The sequence below is a fragment of the Nonomuraea sp. NPDC003754 genome (genome assembly GCF_053605785.1).
Genome location: NZ_JBSGJX010000015.1, coordinates 155,644 through 171,900, shown reverse-complemented (window position 1 = coordinate 171,900; position 16,257 = coordinate 155,644). Strand labels below are relative to the sequence as shown.

The window sequence follows — 16,257 nt, the reverse complement described above, 5'->3', positions numbered from 1 at the left end:
CTAGCCCTTCTCCGCGCCTGCCGTCAGGCCCTCCGCCAGCAGCCGCTCGCCGGCGAAGAACACCACGACGATGGGTAGTGTCAGGATGACCGATCCTGCCATGAGAACGGTGGTCGGTATCTCGATACTGCCCGCCAGCTGCGACAGCCCGAGGGAGACCGTCCAGCTCTCCCTGCGTTCCACCAGGAAGAGCAGGGCGAACAGGAACTCGTTCCACGCGATCATGAAGGCGTAGAGCCCGGTGGCCATGAGGGCGGGTTTCGACAGCGGCAGCACCACCCGCCAGATCGTCTCGATCCTGCCGCAGCCGTCCATCGCGGCCGCCTCCTCCACGCTGCGGGGCACGGTCTCGAAGTAGTTGCGCAGCATGTAGACGGTGACCGGCACGATCTGGGCGATGTAGACCAGGATCAGCCCCGCCAGCGACCCGCGCAGCCCGAGCATGGTGAACAGCACGAACAGCGGGATCGCCAGCACGATCGCGGGGAAGAGGTAGACCGCCAGGAACAGGAAGTGCACCTGACGGCGGCCGAAGAAGCGCAGCCGGGCCACCGCGTAGGCGCCGGGGATCGAGATGAGCAGCGTCACCGCCACCGAGGCGACTGCGACGATCGCGCTGTTGCGCATGAAGGTCAGGAAGCCCTGCCTGCCCAGCACGTCCTGGTAGGTCGCCAGGGTGAAGCGCTGCGGCCACAGCGATCCGGGGTCGAGGATCAGCTCCTGGATGTCGCGGACCGACAGCATCACCATGTAGAGGAACGGGAAGCCGGTGATCACGGCCAGGAACCCGATCACGAGCGGTCTGAGCACCCTGAACAGCGCGCGTTCGAAGCGGTCCCTACTCACGCTCGCCTCCGAAGGACCTCAGGTACACCACCAGGAAGACCGCCAGCACCAGGGCCAGCACGATCGCCTGGGCCGCCGAGGCGCCGATGTCGTCACGCGCGGTGAGGAAGGTGTAGACCCTGACGCTGACCACCTCGGTGCCCGCGCCGCCGCCGGTGAGCAGGTAGACGTCGTCGAACTTGGTGAAGGTGAACACGAACCGCAGCACCGCCAGCAGCGCCACCACCCGCCAGAGCTGCGGCATGATCACGTGGCGGAAGCGCTGGGTCGGCGTCGCGCCGTCCACGACCGCCGCCTCGTCGAGCTCGCGGGGCAGCGCCTGGAGCCTGGCCAGGATGAACAGGAAGGCGAACGGGAAGTAGCGCCAGGCCTCGAAGGCGATGACGGTCAGCAGCGCGACCGGCACGGTGAGCCCGAGGACGCTGCCCCTGGCCTGGGTGAGGAAGGCGATCGGCTCGCTGAGCCAGGTGTTGACGATGCCGAACTGCGGGTTCAGCATCACCTCCCACAGGAAGGCGACGGCCACGACGGGGGCGACGTAGGGGATGAGGATGGCCGCCCTGACCAGGGTGCGCCCCTTGAACCTGCTCTTCAGCGCCAGCGCCGCCACCAGGCCGAGCGCGATCGACAGGGCGGTGCCCGCCACGGTGTAGACCAGCGTGTTGACCAGGGAGCTCCAGAAGCCCGGCGCGGAGATGACGTAGGAGAAGTTCTCGAGCGTGTAGTCGCCGAACAGGCCCGTCCGCCTGATGGAGATGAGCCGGGCGTCCTGGAAGGCCAGCATGATCGCCCACAGCAGCGGGACGACCACGACGACCAGGGTGATGACCAGAGTGGGGGAGATGAGCAGCAGGCCGGCCCGCGCCTCCCGCTGCCGCAGCGTCCTGCTCCTGGTCCGGCCCGCCGTGCCGGGCCGGTTTCCCGCCTGCCTTTCCTCGGTGACGGGGCCGGGACCCGCGCCGGTGCCGATGCCGGTGGTCATTGCCTGATCCCGCGCTTGATCGCTTCGACGTCCGACGCGGCCTGGGCGGCCGCGGCCTGCGGCGTGAGCGAGCCGTCCACGATCGCGCTGAGGGCCTTGGGCACGGGCAGCTCGCCCATGGTGGCCCCGACCAGCTTGCCCTGCCCCTGGGGGATGCCCCACCGGGCGAAGGTGTCGGGGCTGCGGCGCAGCGCCTCGAGTACCTCGGCGGGGTAGACCTCGGCCAGCGGCTTCTTGGTGTCGACGCCAGCGGGCAGCGCGGTCCACCGCGACTCGAAGCCCTTGCGGGTGGGGAACTTGCCCTCGGGGGCCATCCCGATCCAGCGCTCGTAACCCTCGTTCATCATGAAGGCGACGAACCGCTGCGCGGCGGCGGCGTCGGCGTCCCTGGTGACCGCCCACGAGACGATCTCGCCGTACTGGGCGGGCGTGCCGCCGGCGGGGCCCTTCAGCGCGGTGACCACGCCGGTGTTGGCGGCCAGCCACTGCTTGTCCGCCTTGCACGCCGCGCAGGACGGCAGCGCGTCGTTCCGCAGCCCGGCCATCTCGTCGAGGATGAACGACGACCAGATCGTCATCGCCGCCTTGCCGGCGAAGTAGGTGGCCCTGGTGGAGTCGACGTCCTGCTTGCCCTTCACCGAGTACTGCCCGGCCAGACGCGAGTAGAAGTCGAAGGCCTGCACGCAGGCGGGGGACTCGAGGGCGACGGTGCCCGCGTCGTCGACCAGCTGGCAGCCGTTGGCCAGGGCCACGTGCTCGAAGCTCTGCGCGGTGAAGGAGTCCTTGGGTGCGATGGCGAGGGTGATGCCCGCGATGCCGCCGGTGTGGAGCTTCCTGGCCGCGGCTTCCAGCCGCTCGTAGGTGTCGGGCGGTTCGAGCCCGGCCTTCTCGAACAGGTCCTTGCGGTAGAGGATGAGCTGCGCCCACCCGTCACTGGGAACGGCCAGCAGCTTGCCCGAGGCGCTGTCCAGCTGGAGCGCCCTGGCCGAGAAGGTGTCGCGGCCGAGCTGGTCCACGATCCTGCCCGGTGTCTCGGTGTCGAGCAGGTCGTTGGACTCCAGCTCGCGGACCGAGGCGAGCGGGAGCGCGCCGATGACGTCGGGCAGCCTGCCGGCCGCCGCCGCCGAGGTGATGATCTGGCTGAACTGGTCCTCCGCGACGCCGACCAGGTTGACCTTGATCCCGGTCCGCCGGGTGAAGTCGGCGACGATCTGCTGTTGCACCGCCATGCGGTCGGCGAGGTTCTCCTCGGTCCACACGGTGATCGTGTCGGCGGGCTGACCCTCCGCGCCGCCGCCGCACGCGGCCATGGTGACGGCCAGGATCGCGGCGGAGAGGACGGCGGTTACCTTGTACGGCATGGCTCGCTCCTCCTGAGGTGATGTGCCTGGAGTACCCCTGGAGCAGGGCGAGCAACGCCCTGTGCAATTTCCGGCATCCGTTGAGAAACTCGGCGGGCCGTCGTGGCTGGTCAGCGCCCGAGCGTTTGATCATGGGAAAGGTTGCTTTCCGGATACAGCTCCTCCAATTCGCGGCAATGCTCGGTTAAAGACGTAGACTTAAGTGTGAATTGAGCGCAGCTATGGTCTGCAATCATGCGCCAAATCAGCCACTTTTGTTTGATCAATAAGCGTAAGTGTGGGGAATGCACGTCATCACCATTCAAGAGCCGGGTCTGGTGCGCGTCACGCGGGAGGAGCCCGGCGAGCTGGCGCCCGGCACCGTGCGGGTCCGCACGCTGTACTCAGGCGTCTCGGCGGGCACCGAGCTGACCGCCTACCGAGGGACCAACCCCTACCTCAACCGCCGCTGGGACACCGAGCGCCGGCTGTTCGTCGAGGGCCAGAGCCACTCCTACCCCCTCGCGGGCTGGGGCTACCAGGAAGTCGGCGAGGTCGTCGAGGCCGCGCCCGACGTCGCCGACCCGCCCGTCGGGTCGCTGGTGTGGGGCATCTGGGGCCACCGCGACGAGGCGGTCGTGCCGGCCGAGAAGCTGGTCGGCCACCTGATCCCGCCCGGCGTCGATCCGCTGCTCGGCGTCTTCGCGAGGGTCGGGGCGATCGCGCTCAACGCCGTCCACGCCGCCGACATCCACCTCGGCGACCAGGTCACCGTGTTCGGGCAGGGCGTCATCGGGTTGCTGGCCACCCGCCTCGCCGTGCTCAACGGGGCCCGCGTGGTCGCCGCCGACGCCCTGCCCGGCCGCCTCGACCTGGCCGAGCGCTTCGGCGCGGCCGAGACCTTCGACGTGCGGTCCGGCTCGGTGGCCGAGTTCGTGCGCAAGCGCATCGAGGGCGCCGACACCGCCATCGAGCTGAGCGGCACCCACCAGGGCCTGCAGGAGGCCATCAGGACCGTCCGCAAGGGCGGCAGGGTCGTCGCGGCGGGCTTCTACCAGGGCGACGGGATCGGGCTGCGGCTCGGCGAGGAGTTCCACCACAACCAGGTGCAGCTGGTCTCCTCGCAGATCGGCGGCGTGGCCTCGTGGCTGTCTCACCGCTGGGACGTCGAGCGGCTGCAGCGCACCTTCATGGAGCTGACCTACCGCGGCGAGGTCGACGCGCGGGAGCTGGTCAGCCACGTCATGCCCGTCGAGTCCGCCGCCGAAGCCTTCGACCTGCTCGACCGGCATCCGGCCGACGTTCTGCAACTCGTCTTCGCCTTCGAAGGAAACACAGTATGAAGCTGGCCGTACAGGAGCAGCTGTTGCCGGGGCGCACGCTGCAGGAGAAGTTCGCGTTCGCGGTCGACGCCGGGTTCGACGCGATCGAGCTGCGCGGCAAGGGCGACTTCCAGTTCGCCACCAGGCTGACCGAGCTCAAACGCGCGCTGGCCGACGGGGTGGTCATGCCGACGGTCTGCGTCGACATGCCGCACTTCATCGGCGACTTCGACCCGGCCAAGCGCAAGGACGCCATCCAGCAGCTGCGCTCCCAGCTCACGGTGATCGCCGAGCTCGGCGGCGTCGGCGTGATGACCCCCGCCTCCTGGGGGCAGTTCTCGCGGCGGCTGCCGCCCTTCGAGCCGCCGCGCGGGCCCGAGCAGGACCGCGAGGTGCTGGCCGAGGCGCTCGGCCTGCTGGGCGAGCACGCCCAGCGCAACGGCGTCAAGATCATGCTGGAGCCGCTCAACAGGTACGAGAACCACATGGTCAACACCCTGGCCGAGGCGGTGTCCTACTGCGCCATGGACTCCATCAGGATCGCCGGCGACACCTACCACATGAACATCGAGGAGGACGACCCCTGCCGCTCGCTGGTGGAGGCCGGGCCGTACCTCGCCCACATGCAGATCAGCGAGTCGAACAGGAACCAGCCGGGCACCGGGCACCTCGACTGGGGGGCGCAGCTGGCCACGCTCGACGCCATCGGCTACGACGGCTACCTCGCGCTGGAGTGCCGCCTGCGCGGCGAACCCGAGATCGTCCTTCCGCAGACCGCCGCCTTCATCAGGAAGTTCCTATGATCGCACGCGACGCCGTGCGTGTCCTGGTCGCCAACTGGGACGGCAGCTACACCGTCCCCTCGCGGCGGCTCTACCCCCACCAGTGGAGCTGGGACTCGGCCTTCATCGCCATCGGCAACGCGCGGTGGTCGCCGCGCCGGGCCCGTTCGGAGCTGCTGTCGCTGTTCGGGGCGCAGTGGCGCGACGGCAGGGTGCCGCACATCGTCTTCAACCCCGACGTGCCCGACGGCGCCTACTTCCCCGGACCGGAGTTCTGGGCGGTCCGCGCGCCGTCCGGCAGCGCCACCTCGGGCATCGTGCAGCCGCCCGTGCACGCCATCGCGGCCTGGCAGGTGCACCTCGCCGAGCCCGACACCACCTTCCTGCGCCGCCTCTACCCCCGCCTGGTCGCCCAGCAGCACTTCCTGCGGACGGCGCGCCGGTCGGCCGACGGGCTGCTGTCGATCGTCCACCCGTGGGAGTCGGGCATGGACAACAGCCCCGCGTGGGACATCCCGCTGGCCGCCGTCGCCACCGGGCCGGCGGGTGTGGCGCGCCGCGACCTCACCCACGTCAGCCCCGACGAGCGGCCCACCGACCGCGACTACGAGCATTACACCGCGCTCGCCCGCGCCTACCGCGACACCGGCTACCGCAGGGCGGGCGCCTTCGCCGTGGAGGACCCGCTGTTCAACGCCGCCTACGGCGCGTCCGAGTCCGCCCTCGCGAAGATCGCCGCCGTCTGCGGCCACGACCCCGCGCCGCATCACGCCGAGGCGGCCAGGATCACCGCCGCCATGGTCGCGCACCTCTACGACGACGGCCTGTTCCACAGCCGCGACACCGCCAGCGGCATCCTGCTGCGCTCCCACAGCGCGGCGGGCCTGGTGCCGCTGATCCTGCCCGACCTGCCGCGCGAGATCGTCAACGCGCTCATCGGCACCGCTCTCGACCGGTTCGAGATCAAGAGCGGGCTGCTGCCCAGCTTCGCGCCCGGCACGCCGGAGTTCGACCCGGTCCGCTACTGGAGGGGGCCGAGCTGGATCAACCTGACCTGGCTGGTCTGGCAGGGCCTGCGCCACCGCAGGGCCGACCTGGCCGAGCTGCTGGCCGACGGGATGATCAGGGCGGTGACCACCTCCGGCTTCAGGGAGTACTTCCACCCGTTCACCGCGGAGGGACACGGCTGCCGCGACTTCAGCTGGTCGGCCGCGCTAGTCCTCGACGTCCTGGCTCAGTACGGCCTGGACGGCGTGCCGGCGTCCATGCGCCAGGTCGGTGAGGAGCTCGGGGGCCTGGCCGAATCCGACGACGTCGGTGACCAGGTGCTCGCGTAGCCCCCTGGCGTACCTGAGCAGCTCGACCGTCTCGTAGGACAGGCGTTCCCTGTCCCAGGCGTGGGCGAGGCCGCGCGGCACCCTGCCGATCTGCGCGCACCTGATCGACAGCCCGTTGTGGTGGAACTCCTCGCCCAGGCGCACCTCGTCGGCGCCGTGCGGATAGAAGGCCAGGTCGATCACCGTGCCCTGCGGCCGCAGCAGCTTCAGCGCCAGCGCGAGGTAGCGGGCCTGCCCCCGGCACTGGAACACCACGTCGGCGCCCCGGTCGCCCGGAGTGTGCCGCCAGCGCTCCTTCAGCGTGACGGCGGGATCCTCCTCGACGGTCGTGGCGCCGAGCGCCTCGGCGACCCGCAGCCGCTCGGGCGTCTCGTCCACCACGACGACCTCGGCCGCGCCGTGCCGGATCGCGAAGGACGCGGTGAGCAGGCCGACCACGCCCGCGCCCGTGATCGCCACCCTGCGGCCCCTGACGCCGTCGCCCAGGCTGTGGAAGGCGGGGCCGTACAGGTCGGCGGCGGCGTGGAGCAGGCCGTTGGCGCAGATGGGGCCCATGTGGGCGACGTAGATGCCGAGCAGCGGATCGAGGTCGTCGGGCAGTTCGACGAAACGGTCCTTGAGCGGGTCGGCCACGTAGCCGGTGCGGTGCCCGTAGGCCATCGCCAGCAGGGCGCCCTCGTGCACGGCTCCGGTCCTGGTCTCGGTGACCATGCCGACCTGCATGTAGCCGATGCCGCGTACCGGATACCCGATCGACGGCACGCCCTCGGTGAACAGCCCCAGCACCGGATCCCAGGTGGCGTTCAGATAGGGATTGGTGCCCTTCACGTAGGTCAGCTCGGTGCCCGCGGACACGCCGCTGTAGACGGTCTCGACGCGGAAGCCGCCGTCCTCCAGCGGACCCGCCTTCTCCTCGACGAAGGTGATCTCGCCCGGCGCCTCGATGCTCAGCGTGCGGATCTCATCCATTCAGCATCACGGGAATCCCCTCAGTGGCCGACCGCGCGACCGCGTGCGCCAGCCGGTGCGTGCGCAGCGCCTCCTCGTACGGCACCCGCACGTCGCTCGCCCTGCCCTGGACCGCGTTCACGAACTCCCTGTCCACCCGCGTCTTGGCCTTGCCCGGATCCTCCATGATGCTCCGTCCGTCGGCCACGAGCCGGGTTTCGCTGAGATCCAGGGAGACCCCGTCCGCGCACACCTCGAGCCCGACCCGTCCCTTGGCGGGCAGCAGGCAGCTCACCGCGAGCAGCCCCGCCGCTCCCGAGTCGAACCGCAGCAGCGCCGCCGTCGCCCTGTCGACCTCCCCGTCCTCGGGGATCCCGCCGGGCACGGCGTGCACCATGGTGACCTCGCCGACCAGCACCCGGGCCAGGTCGAGCACGTGCACGGCCTGCTCCAGCACCTGGCCGCCCGACAGCTCGCGCCTGATCCACCACGGCACCGGCGGTACCTTGTCCAGCCAGTGGCCGATGGCCAGCTGGATCGGACGGCCTTCGAGCAGGTCCCTTGCCCAGTCGACGAGGTCGAGGTAGCGCCAGTGGTGCCCGACGGCCGAGGGCAGGTTTTTGCGCGTGATCTCCGCGCCGATCTGCTCGGCGGTCTCGAGGTCGAGCGCGAGCGGTTTTTCAACAAATATCGGTAGATCGGACTCCACGCAGTCAAGCTCTGGCGTACCGTGCGCGAAAGGAGGTACACACACGTAAACCGCATCAAGTCTGCCGGCAGCCAGCAGGTCGGCGTGGTCGCCGTAGGCGAGGGAGCCATGCCGTGAGGCCAGAGCCTCGGCCTTGTGGGGATCGGTGTCGGCGATTCCGGCAATCGTCACGTCGGGGAACGTGGAGAGGACGTCAGCGTGGCGTGCGGCGACATTTCCCGCTCCGATGATGCCGATACGGGTGAGTGAGGTCACGGACTGGCATATGCCTCACCTGCGGTCGAGCAAACAATGATGTTCGAATCGCTATCGGTGGGGCAGTTCTGCCATCCATGACGTCATCAGATCGGGGCAGACTGCATGGAACCAGGTACCAGCACCGCCGCCGACTGGCCGCTTGACGCGTTGCTGCTGGCCAAGACCGGCACGACCGTCAGCGTGGTGCTTCCAGCGCGCGACGAGGAACGCACCGTCGGCGCGATCGTCTCGGCGATCCGCAGAGACCTGTCCGCACTGGTCGACGAGATCCTCGTCGTCGACTCCCGCTCCACCGACGCCACGGCCGCGCGCGCCACCAAGGCCGGGGCGAAGGTCGTCCGCCAGGACGACGTGCTGCCCGAACTGCCGCCGCTGTCGGGCAAGGGCGAGGCGTTGTGGAAGGGCCTGGCCGCCAGCCATGGCGATCTGGTGGTCTACATCGACGCCGACCTGCGCAACTTTCGCTCCCATTTCGTCACGGGGTTGCTCGGGCCGCTGCTGACCGAGCCGAAGGTCCAGTTCGTGAAGGGCGCCTACGAGCGGCCCCTGCGCGGACGGCCGGGCGAGGGCGGCCGGGTCACCGAGCTGGTCGCACGGCCACTGCTCAACCTGTTCTGGCCCGAGCTCGCCGGGTTCGCCCAGCCCTTGGGCGGCGAGTACGCCGCCAGGAGGTCGGTTCTCGAACGCGTGCCGTTCGTCACCGAGTACGGCGTCGAGTTCGGCCTGCTCGTCGATCTCCTGGAGTTGATCGGCCTGGACGCCATGGCCCAGGTGGACCTCGGCACCCGCGAGCACTCCCACCAGAGCACCGCGGCGCTCGGCCGGATGGCGGGCCAGATCATCCTCACCGCGTGGTCACGGCTGGAGCGCCAGGGCCGGATCGTCGCCTCCGAGCCGCCGGCCACCCTGCTGCGCCAGTTCCACCCCGACACCGTCACCGACGTGTCGGTCGCCGAGCGGCCACCGCTCGCGTCCCTGATCGACGTCATGGAGGAGGACGTGGCATGAAGATCCTCGTGAACGCGGGGCCATGGCTCGCGGTCCCGCCCTCGGGCTACGGCGGCATCGAGAACGTCGTCGCCACGCTGGTGCCCGCTCTCCGCGCGCGTGGCGTGCACGTCGTGCTCGCCTCCGTCGCTTCCAGCACGATCGAGGCCGACGAGCTCGTCTGGACCTTCCCCGACGGGCGGTTCGGCGAGCTGCACAAGCCGTACAACCAGGTCATGGGCCTGGCCCACGCGCACCAGGCGCGCGTGCTCGAGGAACTGCGCAGCCGCGACGACATCGACCTGGTCCACGACCACCTGGAGGTGGTGGGCCCGGCGACGCTGTCGGCCTTCGGCGGCCCGCCCGTCCTCCACACCCTTCACTGGGACCTGCGCAAGCATCCGGCGTTCTACGGCGCCTTCCCGCCGGGCGTCGCGGTCAACGGCGTCTCCGAGTCGCAGCTGGCCCGCGCGCCCGCGGCCCTGCGCGCGGCCGCCCTCGGCGCGGTCCATCTGGCCACGCCGCTCACCGACGGGCACCTGGTCGGCGGCGCCGGCGAGCAGGTCGTCGTCATGGGCAGGGTCTGCGCGCTCAAGGGCCAGCACCTGGCGGCCCGGGTGTGCCAGAAGCTCGGCCTGCCGCTGGTCATGGCGGGCCCGGTGAGCGGCCTGAACACCCCGGCGGAGCTGGAGGCCGTCCTGCAGGATCCCGACCATCCGCTGCACGGCCACCCCGACGTCCGCTACCACCACGACCAGGTCGCCCCCTACCTGGACGGCGACCTGGTCCGCTGGATCGGCGGGGTGGGCGGGAGCGCGAGGGACGAGCTCTACGCCTCGGCCAAGGCGGCCCTGTTCCCCATCCAGTGGGACGAACCCGGCGGCACCGCCGTGGTCGAGGCGCTCGCCCTGGGCGTGCCGCCCGTCGGCCTGCGCCGCGGGTGCCTGCCCGAGCTGGTCGACCACGGCCGCACGGGATGGCTCGCCGACACCGAGGAGGAACTGGCCGAGCTGCTGCTGCGGGTGGACGAGATCGACCCCGAGGAGTGCCGCCGCGAGGCGCGCCGGCGCTTCTCGCCCGCGGTCATGGCCGACCGCTACCTGCGCCTGTACGGCGAGGCCTGCGCCGCACGCAGCACGCCCAGGCGCGCGGCCGGCTGACCGCGAACCCCGGAAAGGAAGCCCAGGCTGCCTCGGAAAGGAACCCCAGGCTCAGGTGAAGCCCCTGGGCAGCACGGCCACCGGGCAGGTGGACGCCTTCAGCGCCTTCCTGGCCACCTCGCCGAGGAAGACCCGGTGCGGCTGGGCGTCCTCGCTGGCCGCGCACACCAGCAGGTCGCCCGCCGGCCACTCCACACTGGCCAGCGCGCTCGCCACGTCGTGCCCCTCCGCGGTCTCGGCCTCCGCCTCGATCCCCGTGCTCTCCCAGGCCAGCCGTACGGCCAGCGCCAGGTCGTCGCGCAGCCGTCCCGGGTCGTCGACGCGCAGGTCGAAGGTGAGCAGCCGCATGGGCACGCCGAGCCGCAGCGCCGCCTGCGCCACCCGCTCGACCGCCTCGTCGGCCTGCGGCCGGTGCACGTAGGCGAGGGTGAGCCGGCTCGGCTCGGCCGGCGGCTCGTAGCCTGCCGGCGTGAGCAGCACCGCCTCCGGTGACATGTGCAGCAGGTGGTCGGCCGTGCTGCCGATGGTGATGCGGCCTCTCACCCCGCCCTGCGCGGATCCCACCACGATCAGGTCGGCCCTGATGCGGCCGGCCAGCACCGACAGGCCCCGGCCCGCGCCGCGGCTCTCGAAGGTGACGTACTCGGCCGGGACCTCGCCCAGCGCCTGCGCCGCGTGCGCCAGGTTCGCCTGGGCCTCGACGGCGAGCCCGGGGCTGCCGGGAGGGTGGATCGTGGCCACCGTCAGCTCGCCGCCGGTGAGCCGGGCGATGGCCGCCCCGAGCGCGAGGGCGTCACGCCCACCCGGGTCCTGCGTGTATCCGACGACGACGTGCTCTCCGATCACCATGCGCCCGTACCCCGCTTGACCTGGGAATATTCATGCCGTCACGAGGGTTGTCAGAGGGGGACGTCGGGGGGAAGGTGAGAACGACGAAGATCACTCTTGACACCTGTTTCAACGGTGCTCTCGGGCCGACCACCCTGCGCGACGCGGTGCGCAGGCTGAGAGCGAGAGAGCTGACCTGCACCGTCGAACCCGAGCTGGTCGAAGGCAAGGTCAACGTGTTCTGTGACTGCGTCGAGCACGGTTTCACGCCGCTCCGAAGCGAGATCATGGCCGCCTACTACGTCGCCGAACGTGACGCGGCGAACGAGGCCTACCGCCGCGGCCTGATCACCGAGGGCGAGCGACGCCAGAAGTACCTCGACCTCGACCGTCAGGTCCTGACACGGTCCTGAGATCGGCCGAAAGATCGAGGCGAACGGGCGCTCCGCCGTCTACGGTGGCTTGTTCATAGATCTTTCACCGATTGGACATGACGCCACCGTGTACGGGGACATCGTCGGCTTCGCCATGAGCACACCGGTCTGGGTGCACACCCTCGCCGAGATCGGGACGGACGCAGGGTTGCTGGTCTTCGCCGCGCTCTTCGCGCTGGCCGCCTGGCGGTCGCGGGCGGCACCCGACCGCGATCTGGCGCTCGCCGTCGCCGGCCCGCTCGCCGTCATCGGCGCCTACGTCCTCAGCGAGGGCATCAAGCTGCTGATCAAGGAAGAACGGCCGTGCCGGGGCGGGATCGCCACCATCGCGGCGTGCCCGCCGGTCGGCGACTGGTCCTTCCCCAGCAACCACTCGGTGCTCGCCGCCGCCTCGGCAGGCGCACTGGTCCTGGTCTGGCGGCGGCTGGCGTGGCTGGTGCTACCGCTGGCCGCGGTGATGGCCTTCTCCCGCGTGTTCGTCGGGGTCCACTACCCCCACGACGTGGCCGTCGGCTTCCTGTTCGGCGTGCTCATGGCGCCCCTTCTGGCGTTGCTGGCCGTCGGCGCCCTCATCCCCGTCGTACGGCGGGTCCGCGAAAGGAGTCGGTGGCTTCGACCAGCCGAGCCGCGATCCCAGGCTCGGTGAACGCGTGGCCCGCGTCGTCGACGACGTGGAAGGCGGCCTCGGGCCACGCCTTGTGCAGGTCCCACGCGGTGGTCATCGGCGTGCAGGCGTCGTAGCGGCCCTGCACGATCACCGCGGGGATGTGCCTGACCTTGCCGACGTCGCGGATGAGCTGTCCCGGCTCGAAGAAGCCGCCGTGGACGAAGTAGTGGTTCTCGATCCTGGCGAAGGAGACGGCCCGGTGGGCCTCGCCGAACTCGGCGACGTGCTCCGGATCCGGCAGCAGCGTGATGGTGGCCGCCTCCCACTGCGACCAGGCGCGGGCGGCGGCCACCCGTACCTGCTCGTCGGCGCTGTCCAGGCGCCGCGCGAACGCGGCGATCAGGTCGCCGCGCTCCTCCTCCGGGATGGGCGCCAGGTAGGACTCCCACAGGTCGGGGAAGAGGAACGAGGCGCCCTCCTGGTAGAACCAGCGCAGCTCGTGCTCCCTGAGGGTGAAGATGCCGCGCAGGATCAGCTCGCTCACCCTGTCGGGATGCGTCTGCGCGTAGGCCAGCGCCAGCGCGCTGCCCCATGACCCGCCGAAAACCTGCCAGACGTCGATGCCGAGGTGCTCGCGCAGCCGTTCCATGTCGCGCACGAGATGCCAGGTGGTGTTCGCCGCGAGCGACACGCCGGGGTCGCCGGCGTTCGGCCTGCTGCGGCCGCAGTTGCGCTGGTCGAACAGGACGATCCGGTAGGCCTGCGGGTCCCACTGGCGGCGGTGCTTCGCCGAGCAGCCGCTGCCGGGACCGCCGTGCAGCATGACCGCCGGCTTGCCCTCCGGGTTGCCGCAGACCTCCCAGTAGATCTCGTTACCGTCGCCGACGTCGAGCATGCCCGAGTCGTGGGGCTCAATGGGTGGATACAGGCTCATGGACTCCTGTCATACCGGAACCTGTCGGTGGCCGCGACCAGCCGGTCGGCGATGGCGGGCTCGCCGGCCGAGTGCCCCGCCCCTTCCACGACCTCGAAGGTGGCCTCGGGCCAGGCCCGGTGCAGGTCCCACGCGGTGGCGACGGGTGTGGCCATGTCGTAGCGGCCCTGGACGATGACGGCGGGCAGGTGCCGGATCGTGTGGACGTCGCGGATGAGCCGGCCCTCCTCCAGGAACCCCTTGTCGATCATGGCCGACGGGCGGGCTTCGCGCGGGCGGTCCGGCGCGGACAATGGGGCCATGGAGCTGGTCACGATCGACGACATCAGGGCCGCCGCCGGCCGCGTCGCCCCCCACGTGCTGCGCACCCCGCTGGTCCAGGCCGACGACCTCTGGGTCAAGCCGGAGAGCCTCCAGCGGGTGGGCTCCTTCAAGATCAGGGGAGCGGTCAACGCGCTCGCCGTCCTCGAACCCCCCGGCGTGGTCACCCACTCCTCGGGCAACCACGGGCAGGCGCTCGCCTACGCCGCCCGGCTCAGGGGCATCGGCTGCGTCGTGGTCGTCCCCGAGGGCGCCCCGCGGGTCAAGACCGACGCGATCAGCGGGTGGGGCGCCGACCTGGTCGTCGTGCCGCCGGCCCAGCGGCTGGTCGCGGCCGAGCAGCTGGCCGCCGAGCGCGGCCTGACGCTGGTCCCGCCGTACGACCACCCGGCGGTCATCGCGGGCCAGGGCACCATCGGGCTGGAGATCATGGCCGACCTGCCCGGCGTCGAGGTGGTGCTGGTCCCGGTGAGCGGGGGCGGCCTCATCTCGGGCATCGCGTCGGCGGTCAAGGCGCTCGACCCGTCCGTACGGGTGATCGGCGTCGAACCCGAGCTGGCCGCCGACGCCGCGGAGAGCCTGGCAACGGGGCGCCGCGTCACGTGGGAGCCGGAGCGGACCTTCCGCACCATCGCCGACGGGCTGCGCGCCGACCTGTCCGAGCTGACCTTCGCCCACGTCCGGGCGCGAGTCGACGACATCGTGACCGTCACGGAGGACGAGATCCGCGACGCGATGCGCCACCTGTCCGCCCGGGCGCGGCTGGTCGCCGAACCCAGCGGGGCGGTCGCGACCGCCGCCTACCTGGCCGGCAGGACGCCGCCGGGCCGTACGGTGGCCGTCCTGTCGGGCGGCAACCTGGACCCCTCGCCCTAGCCGGCGATCCACGCGAAGCGGTCGAGGAAGCCGCGCTCGCCTCTGGCGTACTCGTCGAAGGCCCGCTGGACCTCCTCCAGGCGGGTCACCAGCGTGGTGCGCAGCGTGCCCTCCTTGTACTCCAGCTCGTAGCCCGGCGACACCTGGATGAAGTGGCGGCCGAAGGTCACCAGCACGGCGAAGGGGTTCTGCGGGGAGAGCGTGGCGAGCACGTCACGCACCAGGCCCAGGTCGGGGTTGACGACCATCATGCCGTCACCGGTGTGGAGCTGGGTCTCGGGGTCGACGCCGAGCGGCCCGAGGTTGTGCACGAGGTCGCGCTGCGGGTCGTAGCAGACCAGGCCGTACTGCCGGGCCAGCGAGAAGGCCGCGTTGGAGACGTCGTCGACCTCCTCGGGCGCCATGGTGACCAGCGCGTGCCCGGCCAGGGCGGTGGCGTGGCCGGGCAGTTCCTTGGCGAACGCGGCGACCTCGGCTGATCCGGCGTGCCCGGTGACGGCGACGGGTCCGGCGTCCCCGGTGCTCTCGGCAGGTGCGGCGGTCTGCGCCGTCGCGGGTGCGGCGCCGCGGGCCGCGCGGTAGAAGGCCGCGGCCCGCTCCCTGGTGACCGGACCGTCCGCGTGCCAGACCATCAACTCCATGCTCATGCCCCTATCTTGCAGGCCCGCCGGGTGCGGTCAGACCTGGGGCTTCTCGGATTCGGGCACGAGCTCGACCGTGCAGTGCGCGCACCGACTCGCCGCGACGGGGACCTCGCTGAGGCACTCGGGGCACTCCTTCACCGTGGCCGCCTTGTCGCCCTCGAAGAGGCTGATCAGCCTGGTCATCGGCATCACGACCAGCCAGTAGACGACCGCCGCGATGATCAGGAAGCTGAGCAGGTGGTTGAGGAAGTCGCCGTACCGGAACTCGCTGCCGTTGACGGTGAAGGAGTACTGCGCGAAGTCGGGCTCCCGGCCCCCGGTGACCGCCCCGATCAGCGGTGTGATGAGATCGGCGACCAACGCCTGCACGAGCCCGCTGAACGTCGCCCCGACGATGACGGCGACGGCGAGCTCGACGATGTTGCCCCTCAGTAAGAACTTCTTGAATCCACCCATGGCGGACGCACATTGCCGTGGGGGGCAACGCCAAACCTTGTCGCGGAAACTCTCCCACTCCTGGAGCGAGAAGCGGAGAACCGGCATATTCCTTTGGCGACCGCCAAGCGGGGCACATCTCCAGCGAGGAAAGAGGAGTGCCGATGCGCCTCAGCGATCTCAACGTCAGAGCGGCGCTGACCCTGCCGTTCAGGAACCTGCTCGAACTGCTCGACATCTGGACCTTCGCCCGATGGGACGGCAGGGCCGAGGCGCAGGGCTGGGCCGTGGTCAAGCCCCAGCCCCTCGTCCACGTCTACCGCCACGCGGCCTTCGGCTCGCTGGTCGCGTGCGGCGGCTGCGCGGGGGAAGGGGTCACCAGGAGGGGCGCCTGCCACTCCTGCCTGGGATCCGGACGGCAGCGGCCCTGAAGGCGAACGATGACCGCGACGGGGTTACCAGTGGCTTCGCAGCGGGCATCTAGGCAGCCGCTGCCTCCTGGGCGAA

18 protein-coding genes and 1 pseudogene are annotated in these 16,257 nt (G+C 70.8%); 9 read left to right on the top strand and 10 right to left on the bottom strand.

What is annotated here, in order from left to right; all coding sequences use genetic code 11:
* From ACWEVS_RS20655 to ACWEVS_RS20645, 3 genes are read right to left on the bottom strand one after another with little or no spacing between them, the layout of a single operon-like run.
* A complete protein-coding gene (locus ACWEVS_RS20655; RefSeq protein ID WP_452552816.1) occupies nt 1–846 on the bottom strand; it encodes a carbohydrate ABC transporter permease in 846 nt (281 codons plus the stop codon).
* Nucleotides 839–1,828 carry a carbohydrate ABC transporter permease gene (locus ACWEVS_RS20650; RefSeq protein ID WP_449926812.1) on the bottom strand — a complete coding sequence of 330 codons (990 nt, stop codon included), beginning with the start codon at nt 1,826–1,828 and terminating at the stop codon, nt 839–841. Before ACWEVS_RS20650 ends, ACWEVS_RS20655 begins: the two co-directional genes overlap by 8 nt.
* Nucleotides 1,825–3,189 carry an ABC transporter substrate-binding protein gene (locus ACWEVS_RS20645; protein ID WP_452416873.1) on the bottom strand — a complete coding sequence of 455 codons (1,365 nt, stop codon included), beginning with the start codon at nt 3,187–3,189 and terminating at the stop codon, nt 1,825–1,827. The genes ACWEVS_RS20650 and ACWEVS_RS20645 overlap by 4 nt, the downstream gene beginning before the upstream one ends.
* 284 nt (nt 3,190–3,473) lie before the next feature.
* On the opposite strand from ACWEVS_RS20645, the gene ACWEVS_RS20640 reads away from it, so the two are divergent.
* From ACWEVS_RS20640 to ACWEVS_RS20630, 3 genes and pseudogenes are all read left to right on the top strand, one after another.
* Nucleotides 3,474–4,511 (top strand): zinc-binding dehydrogenase, encoded by a 1,038-nt coding sequence (locus tag ACWEVS_RS20640; RefSeq protein ID WP_354911053.1) that lies wholly within the window; start codon nt 3,474–3,476, stop codon nt 4,509–4,511.
* The gene (locus ACWEVS_RS20635) at nt 4,508–5,293 is read left to right on the top strand and encodes a sugar phosphate isomerase/epimerase family protein (RefSeq protein ID WP_452552814.1); all 786 of its coding nucleotides are present in this window, start codon (nt 4,508–4,510) and stop codon (nt 5,291–5,293) included. Before ACWEVS_RS20640 ends, ACWEVS_RS20635 begins: the two co-directional genes overlap by 4 nt.
* Nucleotides 5,290–6,468: pseudogene (locus ACWEVS_RS20630) on the top strand (MGH1-like glycoside hydrolase domain-containing protein); the annotation flags it as partial. The gene ACWEVS_RS20635 and the pseudogene ACWEVS_RS20630, both read left to right, overlap by 4 nt.
* A gap of 18 nt (nt 6,469–6,486) precedes the next feature.
* Here ACWEVS_RS20630 and ACWEVS_RS20625 read toward each other — a convergent pair.
* Both ACWEVS_RS20625 and ACWEVS_RS20620 read right to left on the bottom strand, forming a co-directional pair.
* Nucleotides 6,487–7,578 (bottom strand): zinc-binding dehydrogenase, encoded by a 1,092-nt coding sequence (locus tag ACWEVS_RS20625; protein WP_452552812.1) that lies wholly within the window; start codon nt 7,576–7,578, stop codon nt 6,487–6,489.
* The gene (locus tag ACWEVS_RS20620) at nt 7,571–8,521 is read right to left on the bottom strand and encodes a Gfo/Idh/MocA family protein (protein WP_452552811.1); all 951 of its coding nucleotides are present in this window, start codon (nt 8,519–8,521) and stop codon (nt 7,571–7,573) included. Before ACWEVS_RS20620 ends, ACWEVS_RS20625 begins: the two co-directional genes overlap by 8 nt.
* Before the next feature lie 105 nt (nt 8,522–8,626).
* Between ACWEVS_RS20620 and ACWEVS_RS20615 the strand changes: the two genes are divergently transcribed.
* Both ACWEVS_RS20615 and ACWEVS_RS20610 read left to right on the top strand, forming a co-directional pair.
* Nucleotides 8,627–9,532: a glucosyl-3-phosphoglycerate synthase gene (locus tag ACWEVS_RS20615; RefSeq protein ID WP_354911062.1), complete on the top strand. Its 906-nt coding sequence runs from the start codon at nt 8,627–8,629 to the stop codon at nt 9,530–9,532.
* Entirely contained in the window at nt 9,529–10,671 is a 1,143-nt protein-coding gene (locus ACWEVS_RS20610; RefSeq protein WP_452552809.1) for a glycosyltransferase, read from the top strand. Before ACWEVS_RS20615 ends, ACWEVS_RS20610 begins: the two co-directional genes overlap by 4 nt.
* Nucleotides 10,672–10,722: 51 nt before the next feature.
* Here the strand turns inward: ACWEVS_RS20610 and ACWEVS_RS20605 are convergent, their stop codons facing one another.
* Nucleotides 10,723–11,520 carry a universal stress protein gene (locus tag ACWEVS_RS20605; protein ID WP_449926793.1) on the bottom strand — a complete coding sequence of 266 codons (798 nt, stop codon included), beginning with the start codon at nt 11,518–11,520 and terminating at the stop codon, nt 10,723–10,725.
* 74 nt (nt 11,521–11,594) lie between these two features.
* On the opposite strand from ACWEVS_RS20605, the gene ACWEVS_RS20600 reads away from it, so the two are divergent.
* Nucleotides 11,595–11,912 (top strand): hypothetical protein, encoded by a 318-nt coding sequence (locus tag ACWEVS_RS20600; RefSeq protein ID WP_354911071.1) that lies wholly within the window; start codon nt 11,595–11,597, stop codon nt 11,910–11,912.
* 88 nt (nt 11,913–12,000) lie between these two features.
* A complete protein-coding gene (locus ACWEVS_RS20595; protein ID WP_449926790.1) occupies nt 12,001–12,579 on the top strand; it encodes a phosphatase PAP2 family protein in 579 nt (192 codons plus the stop codon).
* Here the strand turns inward: ACWEVS_RS20595 and pip are convergent.
* Together pip and ACWEVS_RS20585 are read right to left on the bottom strand one after the other, a co-directional pair.
* Entirely contained in the window at nt 12,503–13,474 is a 972-nt protein-coding gene (pip, locus tag ACWEVS_RS20590) for a prolyl aminopeptidase (protein WP_452552807.1), read from the bottom strand. The genes ACWEVS_RS20595 and pip overlap by 77 nt on opposite strands.
* Entirely contained in the window at nt 13,471–13,776 is a 306-nt protein-coding gene (locus ACWEVS_RS20585) for an alpha/beta hydrolase (protein WP_452552805.1), read from the bottom strand. The genes pip and ACWEVS_RS20585 overlap by 4 nt, the downstream gene beginning before the upstream one ends.
* On the opposite strand from ACWEVS_RS20585, the gene ACWEVS_RS20580 reads away from it, so the two are divergent.
* Nucleotides 13,775–14,671 (top strand): threonine ammonia-lyase, encoded by an 897-nt coding sequence (locus ACWEVS_RS20580; protein WP_354911082.1) that lies wholly within the window; start codon nt 13,775–13,777, stop codon nt 14,669–14,671. The two genes, ACWEVS_RS20585 and ACWEVS_RS20580, sit on opposite strands and share 2 nt — an antisense overlap.
* Here the strand turns inward: ACWEVS_RS20580 and ACWEVS_RS20575 are convergent.
* Both ACWEVS_RS20575 and mscL read right to left on the bottom strand, forming a co-directional pair.
* On the bottom strand, nt 14,668–15,318 hold the full coding sequence (locus ACWEVS_RS20575) for a hypothetical protein (RefSeq protein ID WP_452552803.1): 651 nt from the start codon (nt 15,316–15,318) through the stop codon (nt 14,668–14,670). The genes ACWEVS_RS20580 and ACWEVS_RS20575 overlap by 4 nt on opposite strands.
* Before the next feature lie 30 nt (nt 15,319–15,348).
* Nucleotides 15,349–15,771: a large conductance mechanosensitive channel protein MscL gene (mscL, locus tag ACWEVS_RS20570; RefSeq protein WP_452416882.1), complete on the bottom strand. Its 423-nt coding sequence runs from the start codon at nt 15,769–15,771 to the stop codon at nt 15,349–15,351.
* Between the two features lie 143 nt (nt 15,772–15,914).
* Here mscL and ACWEVS_RS20565 point away from each other — a divergent pair, with 143 nt between their 5' ends.
* Nucleotides 15,915–16,181 (top strand): hypothetical protein, encoded by a 267-nt coding sequence (locus tag ACWEVS_RS20565; RefSeq protein ID WP_449926772.1) that lies wholly within the window; start codon nt 15,915–15,917, stop codon nt 16,179–16,181.
* Nucleotides 16,182–16,257 lie beyond the last annotated feature (76 nt).

Excerpts from the sequence above, each read along its gene's own strand:
- ACWEVS_RS20650 (WP_449926812.1), bottom strand. The coding sequence starts at position 1,828 with ATGACCACCGGCATCGGCACCGGCGCGGGTCCCGGCCCCGTCACCGAG.
- ACWEVS_RS20645 (WP_452416873.1), bottom strand. The coding sequence starts at position 3,189 with ATGCCGTACAAGGTAACCGCCGTCCTCTCCGCCGCGATCCTGGCCGTC.
- ACWEVS_RS20640 (WP_354911053.1), top strand. The coding sequence starts at position 3,474 with ATGCACGTCATCACCATTCAAGAGCCGGGTCTGGTGCGCGTCACGCGG.
- ACWEVS_RS20635 (WP_452552814.1), top strand. The coding sequence starts at position 4,508 with ATGAAGCTGGCCGTACAGGAGCAGCTGTTGCCGGGGCGCACGCTGCAG.
- ACWEVS_RS20625 (WP_452552812.1), bottom strand. The coding sequence starts at position 7,578 with ATGGATGAGATCCGCACGCTGAGCATCGAGGCGCCGGGCGAGATCACC.
- ACWEVS_RS20615 (WP_354911062.1), top strand. The coding sequence starts at position 8,627 with ATGGAACCAGGTACCAGCACCGCCGCCGACTGGCCGCTTGACGCGTTG.
- ACWEVS_RS20610 (WP_452552809.1), top strand. The coding sequence starts at position 9,529 with ATGAAGATCCTCGTGAACGCGGGGCCATGGCTCGCGGTCCCGCCCTCG.
- ACWEVS_RS20605 (WP_449926793.1), bottom strand. The coding sequence starts at position 11,520 with ATGGTGATCGGAGAGCACGTCGTCGTCGGATACACGCAGGACCCGGGT.
- pip (WP_452552807.1), bottom strand. The coding sequence starts at position 13,474 with ATGAGCCTGTATCCACCCATTGAGCCCCACGACTCGGGCATGCTCGAC.
- ACWEVS_RS20580 (WP_354911082.1), top strand. The coding sequence starts at position 13,775 with ATGGAGCTGGTCACGATCGACGACATCAGGGCCGCCGCCGGCCGCGTC.
- ACWEVS_RS20585 (WP_452552805.1), bottom strand. The coding sequence starts at position 13,776 with ATGGCCCCATTGTCCGCGCCGGACCGCCCGCGCGAAGCCCGCCCGTCG.
- ACWEVS_RS20575 (WP_452552803.1), bottom strand. The coding sequence starts at position 15,318 with ATGAGCATGGAGTTGATGGTCTGGCACGCGGACGGTCCGGTCACCAGG.
- mscL (WP_452416882.1), bottom strand. The coding sequence starts at position 15,771 with ATGGGTGGATTCAAGAAGTTCTTACTGAGGGGCAACATCGTCGAGCTC.
- ACWEVS_RS20565 (WP_449926772.1), top strand. The coding sequence starts at position 15,915 with ATGCGCCTCAGCGATCTCAACGTCAGAGCGGCGCTGACCCTGCCGTTC.